Origin of the sequence: Photobacterium sp. WH77 (assembly GCF_022014395.1) — a bacterium.
In the GTDB taxonomy this organism is placed as follows: Bacteria; Pseudomonadota; Gammaproteobacteria; order Enterobacterales; family Vibrionaceae; genus Photobacterium; species Photobacterium arenosum.
In genome coordinates this window covers 69,554-82,263 of record NZ_JAKLTE010000013.1, presented here as the reverse complement: position 1 = coordinate 82,263, position 12,710 = coordinate 69,554, and the positions used below count along the sequence as shown (strand labels likewise).

Below are 12,710 nucleotides of genomic sequence, written 5' to 3'. Positions count from 1 at the left end.
TCTAATCTGGTGCTTTGTTTATTCAATGTGCTTGACTGAACCTATTTGATCCCATCGATGATTTCATGAAGTTCTGGCTATCTCTGCTTCCTCTCAGCGTTTTCAGCAGCACCGCTTTTGCGTATACCCAGCAAGATCTGGTGCATCTTTCCACCTCTGATTATTGGCATACCCTGGGGCATTATCAGCCCGGACTGACCGGCTCGTTCACAAGCCTGGTCGATTCGCCTTCTTTCTTTGTCAGTCCGCAGGGAAAAGATGATCCTCTGGCCGAGCTTAATGCCACCGTCGAAGGATTTGAACGCGAAGCGAAACAGTCCGATAGCTCACCCAATGACCAGAGTTTGAGCTGCCGGTATCCGGCCCGTTTCCATTGGTTAAAACAAAAATTACATACAGATTGGCCAGTAGCCGTCTGCCCTGAGCAGACTCTCTGGAAGCAGGCGCTGAATCCCAAGGGGCTGACACTGGTCTTCCCGACAGCATTTATGAACAGCCCATCGTCTATGTTCGGGCATACTTTGCTGCGTGTTGATGCTAAAGATCAGAATCGAAACCGCGAATTAGTGGCCTTTGCAATCAATTTTGCCGCCACGCCGGAGAGTAATGACAATGCGTTTCTGTACGCAGCAAAAGGGCTGTTCGGGAATTACCCCGGCACGTTCAGTGTCATGCCGTATTACAGAAAAGTACGTGAGTACAACGATTTAGAATCAAGAGATATTTGGGAGTATGCGTTAAATCTGGATGAGGAAGAAGTTCAGCAGGTGCTGCGCCATCTCTGGGAAATGAACGGTGTTGAATTTGACTACTATTTCATCGATGAGAATTGTTCCTATCAGCTGCTGGCACTGCTTGAAGCGGGCAGGGAAGGGCTGGATCTGACATCCGGTTTTGATTACCGGGCAATTCCATCAGACACAGTCAAAGTGCTCAGAGAGAACGGACTGATTGAGGTTCCCAAATACCGGGCTTCTTTTGGTACACGTTTAATGCACTATGCTGAGCAACTGGATGATCAACAACTGTTGGCCGCGCGGGCTGCCATGACGGGCCAGTATCCGACTGAAGGATCATTGAGCGAACGGGCTGCCATTCTGGAAATGGCCTATGAGTGGCTCAACTTTGAGTTTTATGATCAGGCGCTCGCCCGGGAAGATATTGCGCCTCAGCTACAGAAATTGTTGATTGCCAGAAGCAAGCTGAATACCTCTTCGCCATTTTCTGAACCCGTAAAACCTGCCATGTCGCCTGATGAAGGCCACAATTCAAGCCGGTTAGGATTGGGATATCGTTACAGCAATCATAACGCCGATCAGGCGTTGCTGGAATGGCGAGTGGCCTATCATGATTTACTGGATAACGCTGGCGGTTACATTCCGGGGGCACAGATCAGCTTTTTCGACCTGCAATTAGGGGTTGATCAAGATGGCGATGTGGATCTTAACCAGCTTTACCTGCTCGATGCCATGTCACTGGCGCCTGATTATCGGGTATTTGACTCCTTATCCTGGAATATCCGTGCCGGCTATGATCGACAGCCAGATACTCGCGGTTTGACTGGCCGATACTTCATGCAGGGCGGGTACGGTAAATCCTGGGGAGATGCTAACCGTTTACACGCTTATACGTTACTCTCTTCTGAACTGAATTATTTTGATGCTCAGGGTGAGAACCTGTCGTTGGGTTTGGGGATGGAGTCGGGCTTGGTCTGGCAGGCTAACGAAGAGCACAAACTGGCCTTGTCCGCACAGGGGCTGTACCAGTGGGATGCTATGCGCTGGCGTACGGAATCACAGGCAAGTTGGCACTGGGCGCTTAGCCAGCAGTTGGGATTACGCACCGAAGTTACCTATCAGCAGTGGCAACGTGATGAACTGTCCTCCACATTGCGGTTCTTTGTCTATCTGTGATTGCCTGTGATTGCCTTTCGTGATGATGCCTTGCGGTTGTTTGCCGCAGGGTGTTTTACGGGCAGTCAGATCGTTCTTCTTTGATTGATTCACCGCATGTTTCTGCACTCGGTATGCGGTGAGCCGGACTGTGAGATTTATCAGTGTAATGTGATAATTTTGCTACCATAAAACACGTAAACCCATTATTCTTGGCGCCGCTTGATTCCCGTGTTACTGAATGCGTTCGTATAACCTGTTTTTTACTCATTTTTGAACGTTATTTTCTGTTAAACATTGGGATGTACATACACATGATCACCGCATCAATAGCCATATTGTTGGGCTTTGCTCTTTTAGTCTGGAGTGCAGATAAATTTGTCGACGGGGCTGCTGCCAGTGCCGGCTATCTGGGGATGCCACCACTGTTAATCGGTATGGTTATTGTGGGCTTTGGTACTTCCGCACCAGAAATGGTTGTATCGGCTATGGCATCCATCGACGGTAAACCTGAGCTGGCTTTGGGTAATGCTCTTGGATCCAATATTGTCAATATCGGGCTTATTCTGGGTATTACGGCAATCATTGCGCCTATCGCCGTCCAGTCGAACATCATCAGAAAAGAGCTTCCACTACTTATACTTATCGGTATCCTTGCAGGTATTTTGCTCTGGGATGGCGAGTTAACACGCGTTGAAGCGGTTGTCTTGCTGATTGGATTTTTTGGCTTGATTGGCTGGTCTATCTATTCTGCTCTGAAAGGTAAAGGCGATACGCTGGAGTCAGAGACGGCAAACGAGCTGAAAGCCAACAACATGCCTTTAAAGAAAGCCGTGATGTGGCTGCTTATTGGTCTGGTGCTTTTGGTGGTGAGTTCCCGAATTCTGGTTTGGGGCGCGGTGACCATTGCTCAGTCACTTGGTGTCAGTGATCTTATTATTGGTCTGACTATTGTTGCTCTTGGCACTTCACTGCCAGAACTGGCGGCTTCTGTGGCTGCTGCACGTAAAGGTGAACACGATATCGCTATTGGTAATGTTGTCGGTTCAAATATGTTCAATATACTGGCAGTTATTGGTATCGCTGGTGTTATTTCTCCGATCAGCGGCATTGGCGTTGAAGTGTTTGCTCGCGACTGGGCTGTCATGATGGGACTGACCGTAGCCCTGGTTGTGATGTGCATGGGCTTCCGCGGACCGGGCCGCATCAACCGCTTAGAAGGTTTACTGCTACTGATTGCCATCGTCGCCTATAACTTATTTTTATTCAGCACTATAACGGGCTGATTATTTTACAGGCAGCAAAAAGAGAGGGGGCTATAAAGCCCCTTTGGTTGTTCTTCTATATGCTTTTCCGTCAAAAGTGATCTTTCTTCGGTCTTTCTGCATTGATTTTGTATGCGCTACTCTGAAAATGAGAGTTCACAGAGGATTGTATTCAATACTCTTTTGTCTTATTTATCATTACTTAAAAAGTCGTCCATGATTGGTTTGGATAATTTTCTATCTGAACCAAGTAAGTATCTCTTTGGGAAAATCTTCATTTGAGAGAATAAGGACGCTAACAATGCGAAAAACCCTCATTCATACAGCAATTGCATTGGTATTGGTGAGCCCAGTATCGGCCTATGCGATTGACTGTACAGCTTTTCCAGTCTGGGCAAGTGGAACTCCGTATAATGGAGGGGCACAAGTACAGCATCTTAATAACGCCTATCAGGCAAATTGGTGGAACCAGAATAAGGATCCTGTTCAGTATTCTGATCCTTACGAAGAATGGTCTTTGCTGGGTGTGTGTGATGCTCCTGGCGGTAATCAGCCCCCGACAGTGACTTTGACGTCACCATTGAATAATGCTCAGTTTGGTGTCAATGAAGCCATTTCTTTGACCGCCAATGCGGCGGACAGTGATGGTCAGTTGGTTGACGTCACGTTTAAAGTGGACGGCAATACTGTGGGTATTGATGATACCGCCCCGTACTCAGTGCCGTGGAATACGGTTGAAGGTAATCATTCTGTCACGGTAGTGGCAACCGATGATAAAGGGGCGAGCCGAACCGATTCCGTGACTATCACTGTGGTGGCAGAAGGTAACAACCAGCCCCCCAGTGTGGCATTGACGAATCCGACGACTGTATCACAAATCAAAGAAGGTGACGTTGTCACCCTTAGTGCTGATGCAACGGATCAGGACGGTACAGTGGCTTCCGTTGAGTTTTATGTTGATGACCAGCTGGTGGGAACTGCAACTTCCTCACCTTTTGAGTCTGTCTGGTCTGCCACCGCGGGCAGCCACGAATTTAAGTCAAAAGCCACAGACGATAATGGTGCGGTAACCTGGAGCTCAGTCGTTACTGTCGCGGTTTCAGGTGCTACTGGTGGCGGATGTGCTGGCGTACCTGTTTATCAGGCTGGCACCAGTTACCAGGTAGGTGATCTGGTCCAAAGTGCAAATTACAAATATAGCTGTGATGTGGCTGGCTGGTGTTCGTCTGAATCGGCCTGGGCATACGAACCGGGAACCGGTCTTTATTGGACCGACGCCTGGACTGAGCAGGGGATATGTGCGGTTGTGCCGACAGTCACCTTTAGCTCTCCGGCCGACAATGCAACAGTGTTAAATAGTGACGTTGTCACGCTGGCGGTGGATGCAACAGATGCTGACGGCTCCGTGTCGCAAGTGGAATTTTTTGCGGCTGGACAAAGCTTAGGCATCGATACCTCAGCGCCCTACAGTGTTACTTGGACTGCGACGGGAACAGGGGCTGTCAGTTTGTCGGCTGTGGCAACAGATAATGAAGGCAATCAGGGCAGTGCGGGCGTTTTGGTCAATGTCAGTGACGAGCCATTGGTTGTCACCCTGACATCACCGGCATCCGGCACTTCTGTTGGCTTAGGTAAGGCTGTTGTTGTGTCTGCAGATGCGGCATCACTGAACAACACAGTGAACAGTGTTGATTTCCTGGTTAATGGTGCAGTGATCGCCACGGACTCTACCTCACCATACAGCACCCACTGGACGCCAGGCGCTGTGGGTAATTACACAGTCTTTGCGAGGGCAACAGATGCAACCGGACTGGCCGTTACATCTGCCGCCTCTACCGTCAAGGTGCTTCAGCAGTCTGTAAAAAACCATAAGCTGATTGGTTATTGGCATAACTTTGTCAATGGCGCGGGTTGTCCTATCAACCTTAGTGAGATGTCAGACGCATGGGATATCATCGATATTGCCTTTGCGGAGAACGATCGCAACAGTACGGGCACTGTCCATTTCAATCTGTACAGTGGTGATATTCACAGCAGCTGCCCGGCACTGGATCCCCAGAAATTCAAGCAGGATATGGCCGCACTGCAGGCCCAGGGCAAGAAATTCGTCTTGTCTCTTGGTGGCGCCGAAGGAACCATCACCCTCAATACGGATTCTGATGAACAGCATTTTGTCAGCAGTCTGACTGCGCTGATCAACGAATGGGGATTTGACGGGCTGGACATTGACCTTGAGAGCGGATCCAATCTGGTTCACGGCTCTCAGATTCAGGCCCGTCTGCCTCGCGCGCTGAAGCAGATTGAAGCGAATATGGGCGGTGATATGTACCTGACCATGGCTCCTGAACATCCGTATGTTCAGGGAGGTATGGTGGCGTATTCCGGTATCTGGGGCGCTTATATTCCACTGATTAATGCACTGCGAGATACCTTGGATCTTCTGCATGTGCAGTTATATAACAATGGTGGTTTGCCGAACCCATATCTGCCAGGTGCGGCACCAGAAGGCTCAGTGGACATGATGGTGGCACAGTCCAAAATGCTGATCGAGGGATTCACGTTAGCCAATGGCGAGCAGTTTGCGCCACTGCGTGATGATCAGGTCGCCATCGGTCTGCCGTCCGGTCCCAGCTCTGCTAACTCAGGCCAGGCACCGACTCAGAACATTCTGGATGCGTTAGACTGCCTGACCATCGGTACGCATTGCCAGACTGTGGTTCCGGCGTTTAATTACAGTAATTATGCCGGGGTCATGACCTGGTCAATTAACTGGGATAAACACGACGGTTATAACTTCTCCGGTCCGGTTGGTGCGAAACTGGATGCGATGAACGCGCAGTAAAAAGCTTTTTATAACCATTAAGACATACGGGTTGCCGCTGGCAGCCCGTATTTTTTTGTCATACCTGAATCGTTCTCCATACCGGCAATGCTTGCTTAGTAGGCTTTTACGTCCGTCACAAACCCTTTGGGCTTGAGGGCAAGAATGGAGCATTTAGTATTCTGGATAATGTCTTCGGCAGTATTTCCCATGATAAAACCGGGTATGCCAGATCTGGCAACTGTTCCCATAATCAATAACTCAATGCCTTCGCTTTCAATGATGTCGGGGATGCACTTCTGAGGAAGACCTTTAGGGTGGAATTCTTTCACTGGTCCGCCAATGCCAGATAGCGTGATCAGTGCTTTCAGTCCATTAATATGTTTTTGTTCCGCGTCTTTGATGGATTGCTGAAGTTCTTGCTCAGGGACATGAATAAACGGGTTACCGGCAATTTCTTCGTACGGGAAATCCCAGCAGGAAATGATATTCAGACTTCCGTCACAACTGTCTGCCAGTGATCGGGACAACTGAAGCAGCATCAGATCAAGATCTGTCTCTTCCCTGCTATCGTTTTCAGCATCAATAGCAACGGCAACATGGACCTTCTTCTGCGCATGCGTAATGGGACGGCATAGCCAGACCGGACAGGGGCATTGCCTGAGTAGTTCCATATCAATGGCTTTCAACCCAGTCTCGCTTTGATTGAAATTGGCGGATTTCAGCACCAGATCGTAACTGTCTCTGAGCACATGTTGAATGACGAGTGTGGAGGGCGTTTTGCTGCTTTCCGCCAGAATGACGGGCATAACAGATTGTTCAGACAGAGACAGCGCTGACGTCGTCTGCGCAATCTGCAGTTTGGTACTTTCAATGAGTGCTTGTTCCCAATTGGGTTGGTAACTCCCCAGCGTTTCAGGTAACTCAGGGTAAATAATCAACACGGTGAGGTTACAGTGGTGATTATTTGACAGGCTCAATGCCTGTTTTAATCCATCTGATTCATCCTGCACACCATCACTAATAAAGAGCAAGTTTTCAAATCGACGCATAAGCATGATCTCCGGTGCTTACAGAGGTGTATTGTTAGCCTAGACCAAAGTGCCGGGGTTGAGTGCATCAGGTTGATAATAACCAGCGGTATAAAAATCGTGCTTTAACTACTTACGGTTATAACGAAACCTGCTTTCTTAGTGTGATTAGGTATTTTTATCTGCAGTGGTGCTTAAACAATAATGAGCATCAGGAAAGATAAAAGTAGTAATGACTTAGATGGATAAGACAAAGAAATGGGTAGCTCTGGTGTTGCTGCTGACATTAGGCGCAACAATGACGACAGGTGGTTGGAGCGCTTTGCTGAGTCTGATGGCTTTTTCGCTGCTTTTTTATCTGGTTGCCAGAAGAGCCTGGACTGTGAAAAGCCAAAGCAGCGAACAAGAGACGGCACCGCAATGGGATACCGACTAAGCCATTCAGGCCGCCCCGAGCAATATAGCAAGCAATGAACCCAGGCCAATAATTAACCACAGCAACATACCCAGTAACAGCGGTTTAAAGCCTGCCGCACGCAGTTTTTGTACCGTAATTCCCGCCCCAATCATAAATAAACACACCACCAACAGGCGTTTCGAGAGTGCGAAGATCCCCTGATACAGCTCAGAGAATTGGGGGAGCCAGTGTGCCGTCAGCATAGCGACACAATAGAAGATGATGAACATTGGCACGGTTAGCTTTTTCTCTTTCCCCCGAAATATCAGAGCACTGAGAAACGCGAGCGGGATAATCCACAAGGCTCTGGCTAACTTAAGCGTGGTGGCTGTTTTTAACGCTTCGTCGCCATAAGCCCCTGCCGCACCAACCACTGAAGAGGTGTCATGAATGGCAATGGCAGCCCAGACACCAAACTCATGTTGCGTCATATCCAGCAGATGGCCAACAGAGGGAAACAAGAAGAGAGCTGCTGAGTTCAGTATAAAAACCGTCGCCAGTGCCAGCGAGGTCTGATGGCTGTTAGCGTTGATTGCCGGAGAAACAGCCGCGATTGCGCTACCGCCGCAAATGGCTGTTCCGGATGCAATCAGATGACCGGTTTTGCTGTCTATCTTCAGCCATCGGGTGAGTAACCATCCCATGACTAAGGTCACGACAATGGAAGCCACAATGAGCCCTAAACCTGCTTTGCTCGCTGCAATGGCGACATCAAGCTGAATGCCAAATCCCAGACCGATGATCGCCAATGACAGTAATTTCTTTGTGATGGTGGCGACAGGAATATCTGCAGGGACAAACCCTAAGGTAGCGAGCGAGAAACCCAGAATCAGCGCCACAGGGGAGTTGATGAATGGCATCAGGCAAATCAGCGCACCCAGCCAGAATAGAGGATAGCGCGTTAACTGTTGTTTCAGTAAGGCAGGTTGGAACAGCATCTTTCTACAGCACACAGAAAATGAGAGCTGAAGTATACCTCTTCTTGGTAGTGAATATGACTGAAAATTTCAGTCGTTAAGGCGTGTTATCTCTGGACGGTGACTGAATGGCGAGCAGAAAATATGTTTACTTTTTGACCCACAAGCCACTTGGGCTCTGATAAAAATGGCCGCTTTCGGTTTTTTCTATCGCTTTTTTGTACGCGAGTCGGCTTACTTCGGGCAATGTCAGCCCGTGTGATACGGCGATACGCTGGTAACTTTCTTTTCGTTCACTGTTAACAATTTGAATCAGCTGGCGTACTTCTGCTGAAGGTGACGGTGCCAAAGCGGCTATGTAGCCATTGTTGGCTTCACCGACTAAGCCTTGTGCTTTTGCTTGTTGTAAATCGAGAGCAAAAGCATGTGCACAAAACAGCAACATAGCCAGGTAAGTCAGTATGCGTTTCATAACAGGCGCTCCGCCTTGTCAGAAGACATCATCGTCACTGAAAAGATCATCGATTTCCTTATCCACTTTAATCCTGATTTCATGTTCAATTTTCACGTTCAGATTGACTTCTATAGGCTTGTCAGATGCGGCAACCTGTACAGTAGGTGTACATCCGACCAAACCAGAAGTCATTAATAAGAATATCACTGCTAAACAGCCTGTCATACAGTAATACTTAAACTGAATATCCATGGGCGTCGACCTTTTCAAGTCATTTGCAATAAATTCAGCGCAAAAGTCTAATTTTCAAGACCAAGCTGCTTCACAAAAATCCGCTCAAACTGAGAAGTATTTATCGTGTTGAGCGTTTTGATCAGTGCTGGTATATCGTCTTCAATGTTCAGATTGATGTTGACCGGTCTTCCATTCTGAAAGTGAGGATTCCGGCCTTTGAACCTGGCACTAGCATTTAATTGACCCTCTTTGGAATAGTCTATATCAACCGCAAGAGAGTCGTATTGATAATTTCTGAGAATCCTGGTGATCACTTTGAGGCTGTTTTCGCCTCCGGCTCTGACGTTTTCATCGATATTTGCCCCGTCTTTATATCTCAGAACGCCACCCGGACTTCTTGAAAATAAAGCACCTTTTTCAATGACGGGATTTCCGTTCACAATGCGGATGGGGAGTAATCCATCCAGTGTTCCTGTTAACTCAACATCTTCAGGGTTAAATAAATCCATTAATTTCTTAAGATTGAGACTCAGGATGCGCAAGGGAATCACGTCAATATTGGTCAAAGAGTGGCTCACTACGTTGCGGGTGCTTAATTGACCACCAAGCACCTTGGCGGTTGCTCTGTGCAGCGTATAGCGAGGCTCATCTGTGTCGAAATGAAAGCTGGCCGTGACGTCCTGAAATAAGGTGCCGAAGTGTAGCCAACTGGCGTGAACCGTCAGCGGCTGACGGCTGCGTATCGTATTGTTAGTTACCAGGCTGGTCAATGACACATTGAGATCGGCAAAGTGGGTGTCTTTAATATTTCCGCTTAAATGGGTTGTGAAGATATCCAGCGAGCCTGACCAGAGAGCATTCTTATATTTCAGATCGGCTCGGAGACTCACACTGCCATTATGCAGATCAGCGCTAACAGGCAGTGGCGCGAGATAGTACTTTTGTAAGCTCTGTTTTGCGGAAAAAGAAATGGGTTTCTGTGCTATCTGAATGCGGCTGATCCGGCTTTTCCATTCCTGAGTGAATGAAAAATCTAACCATGGCTGACTTTGCGCGGTACTTAACAAACCTGTTATTGCCAGTGTGTCTGCATTGAGTGTCAGTTTTCCCTGGTTGCGGATGACAGGCAGCACCTGATTATTCACACTGAGCGCCAGATGTGTCGAATAATCGCTGCTAAGCTTCCATGCCTGAGTGTTTTTTACTGCCCTCAAGCTGTTTAACGTGATCGCGAGATTACCCTCAAATTGTTGTGCAGGGAGAGAGCTTTGATTCTTTCTCGATTCAGTGTCTGTAGTCATAGTGCGTAAACTGCTGAATGCCGCATTCAGTGTGGCCGGTGATTCACCGACATTGAGTAACCATACTTGTGGTGACGCTGGCGCTGATGAAAAGAGATTGTCCAGTTGAATGCCAGTGTCGGGTATATCTATGCGTACCTGACTTAAGTTGTTTTGCTTTTGATCAGCATAGTCAGGTAAGGCAACTGTTTGTGCGCTGATCCGGGTGCTGTCCAGATTCAGTTTGAGTACGTTGCCAGTGCTTTGTATGTCGATACGCTGTGACAGCTGCAGATTACTGATTGTCAGTGGGTCGATTTCAAGAACTGCTGCCTGCGCGGTAAGCGAATTAGTACTGCGGCATTGAGACCGGGCCAGTATTGTTAGCGGCACATGGCAAGAGAGAGTGTTTATAACAATTTTTCCCTGCGCAGCAGGGTTTTTAACGCCAATGTCTAACTGTTTCGGAGTGGTTAATCTGAACTGTGCCTGTTGCTGATCAAACGACAGTGCCCATCGCCAGATACCGTCATGGTTTAACGCTACGGCACTATAATCGTCTGGCCCGCTGTGTTGGTGTGAGTGGGGTAATCTGAATTGAATGCTGCCGGGCGCTCTTATCTCAATCGCATAGTGCCATACCGGCGAGAGCGAATCTGGCTCAGAGGCTGAATCAGACTGGTGGTCTTTATTCTTTGGTTGCTTTTTCTCAGATTGCTTTTTTTTGGGTTGATTAGTTTCTGTTAGTTTTGCCACAAAGGTAGCTTGTTGTTGATTCGGATCAGGGAGCGATATGGATTGGATGGCGAAGTAATCCAGTACTTTGGTGACATTGTCACTTTTACAGTTGAGAGATTGCGGCATGTCTGACGTAAATTGCCAGCTGGCATGACAGCTTACTAAATCAACGCCAGAAAGACTTGCCTGATCAGCATCAGTGAGCTGTACAGTAAAAACGGCCGGTTTGTTTTCAGAAGCCAGAAAGTGGCTGGTGACAGGTAATAACGTATTGTTGGCTGTTTGTACCTTTCCCTCTAATTCAAACCGTGTGTTTTCTGTCCCTCGCTGAAATAAAAATCTGGCCTGGGATAAGTAATCGACGATTGCCATCGATGCGATTTCAATGTGTTTAACCGGAGCCTGAAACAACAGGCGGGTGATTTGTCCGAGGTGGGGAAGGTCGGTTGATGTTGAGGTCTGTTCTTGAGACAGGAATGGCGCAGGATCCCAGCGTAACCTGCTGATGCTCAGTTCAAGTGAGCTCAGCGGCGATAATAAATCGACAGACAGAGATAACTGGCGAATCCCATCCTGTTCAGATTGATCTGAAGATGCTGTTACTGGCGCAATGTGATCAACAGAGACCGAAAGGGGCTGCGTGCCATCCTCTGGTGGTAACAATGCGAATGAAAGTGACCTGAACGTGACGGGGTAACTATTTTGGGGGTGATCAGCGTTGCGGAACTTGTCTCCATGCTTGTCATCTTTGATGAAAGCCGCCAACGGCGGCTGAAAATCGCCGCGCCCGACCGTACCACTGAGCTGTAGTTTTGGTGTTGTTGAAACGCCAATACTGATGTCATGTAATGCCTGCTGATAATCTGTTTTCGATGATGGCGTAGCCAGTATTGCTTCGGCAAAAGCAGCGGTAATAATGAACCGTCCTTCGGTCAGTGCTCCCTGCGTCATCAGTTTTACTTTGTTGAAAGTAACGATGTCAGCGCTGAGCCCATTTTCAAATAGAGCCCTGCGAACTACCGGTGGGATCACCACTGTCAGCTTGTCGGCCTTAACTAGCCAGCCGGCAGCAAGAGAGTTTTGAGGGGAGTCTGGCATGTTCGGCTGTTGATCCCCAGCGTAGCGGTGCAACAGCAAAACGTTATTCAGCACAAACTCATTGTCTTTGATCTTGATACTCAGTTTTTTAACTGAGATGCCTTGTTGCGACAGGCTGATGCCAGAGACAGATCCTAATTGAATACCTTCACCGGCTAACCAGAAAGTCACACCTACAGCTAAAGTGGCTAAGGCGCAGGTGACGAATATAAAACCCCATAGCAGTCCCCGCCGAATCCGGCGAAGGATACCTGATGAAGAGGAAGCTTGCGCGCTGTCATTGTGTTTAGCTGTTGGCATAAAGGCTCAAGCGAGTATGAAAAACCTATGGTGCTTTCTTTACAAGCATAAGCCTAAGCGAGTGGGAGTGTGGAATATTTGGGGTAAATCATGATTTTATAGGGAGCAGGCATATTCTCAGAGACGTCAAGGAATGGTGTACAGGAGTTATGAAATAGGCATATTTTTTTATCGTTTTTTTAACATGATTCCTAATATTTACTGATGAAAATAATATCAGGAG

General features: G+C 48.0%; 9 protein-coding genes. 4 read left to right on the top strand and 5 right to left on the bottom strand.

Features of this window, described 5'->3' with window-relative positions; genetic code table 11:
- Window positions 1-65: 65 nt before the first annotated feature.
- The 3 genes from L6J37_RS14085 (at window position 66) to L6J37_RS14075 (ending at window position 5,999) form a co-directional block, all read left to right on the top strand.
- Window positions 66-1,913, top strand: coding sequence for an Lnb N-terminal periplasmic domain-containing protein (locus L6J37_RS14085; protein ID WP_237795550.1), 1,848 nt, complete (start codon window positions 66-68; stop codon window positions 1,911-1,913).
- A 293-nt stretch (window positions 1,914-2,206) separates the two neighbouring features.
- Window positions 2,207-3,178 (top strand): calcium/sodium antiporter, encoded by a 972-nt coding sequence (locus L6J37_RS14080; protein WP_237795549.1) that lies wholly within the window; start codon window positions 2,207-2,209, stop codon window positions 3,176-3,178.
- 280 nt (window positions 3,179-3,458) lie between these two features.
- On the top strand, window positions 3,459-5,999 hold the full coding sequence (locus tag L6J37_RS14075; protein ID WP_237795547.1) for an Ig-like domain-containing protein: 2,541 nt from the start codon (window positions 3,459-3,461) through the stop codon (window positions 5,997-5,999).
- A 95-nt stretch (window positions 6,000-6,094) separates the two neighbouring features.
- Here L6J37_RS14075 and L6J37_RS14070 read toward each other — a convergent pair whose 3' ends face one another.
- Window positions 6,095-7,030 carry a universal stress protein gene (locus L6J37_RS14070; protein ID WP_237795546.1) on the bottom strand — a complete coding sequence of 312 codons (936 nt, stop codon included), beginning with the start codon at window positions 7,028-7,030 and terminating at the stop codon, window positions 6,095-6,097.
- Window positions 7,031-7,250: 220 nt separating this feature from the next.
- On the opposite strand from L6J37_RS14070, the gene L6J37_RS14065 reads away from it, so the two are divergent.
- Window positions 7,251-7,445 carry a hypothetical protein gene (locus tag L6J37_RS14065; protein ID WP_192013727.1) on the top strand — a complete coding sequence of 65 codons (195 nt, stop codon included), beginning with the start codon at window positions 7,251-7,253 and terminating at the stop codon, window positions 7,443-7,445.
- Between the two features lie 5 nt (window positions 7,446-7,450).
- Here L6J37_RS14065 and L6J37_RS14060 read toward each other — a convergent pair whose 3' ends face one another.
- The 4 genes from L6J37_RS14060 to L6J37_RS14045 all read right to left on the bottom strand — a co-directional run bounded on the left by L6J37_RS14060 (window position 7,451) and on the right by L6J37_RS14045 (window position 12,487).
- On the bottom strand, window positions 7,451-8,404 hold the full coding sequence (locus L6J37_RS14060; protein ID WP_237795545.1) for a YeiH family protein: 954 nt from the start codon (window positions 8,402-8,404) through the stop codon (window positions 7,451-7,453).
- A gap of 127 nt (window positions 8,405-8,531) precedes the next feature.
- Entirely contained in the window at window positions 8,532-8,855 is a 324-nt protein-coding gene (locus tag L6J37_RS14055; RefSeq protein ID WP_192013731.1) for a YdbL family protein, read from the bottom strand.
- A gap of 18 nt (window positions 8,856-8,873) precedes the next feature.
- The gene (locus L6J37_RS14050; protein ID WP_081669195.1) at window positions 8,874-9,089 is read right to left on the bottom strand and encodes a YnbE family lipoprotein; all 216 of its coding nucleotides are present in this window, start codon (window positions 9,087-9,089) and stop codon (window positions 8,874-8,876) included.
- A 47-nt stretch (window positions 9,090-9,136) separates the two neighbouring features.
- A complete protein-coding gene (locus L6J37_RS14045) occupies window positions 9,137-12,487 on the bottom strand; it encodes an intermembrane phospholipid transport protein YdbH family protein (protein ID WP_237795544.1) in 3,351 nt (1,116 codons plus the stop codon).
- Between the last annotated feature and the right edge of the window lie 223 nt (window positions 12,488-12,710).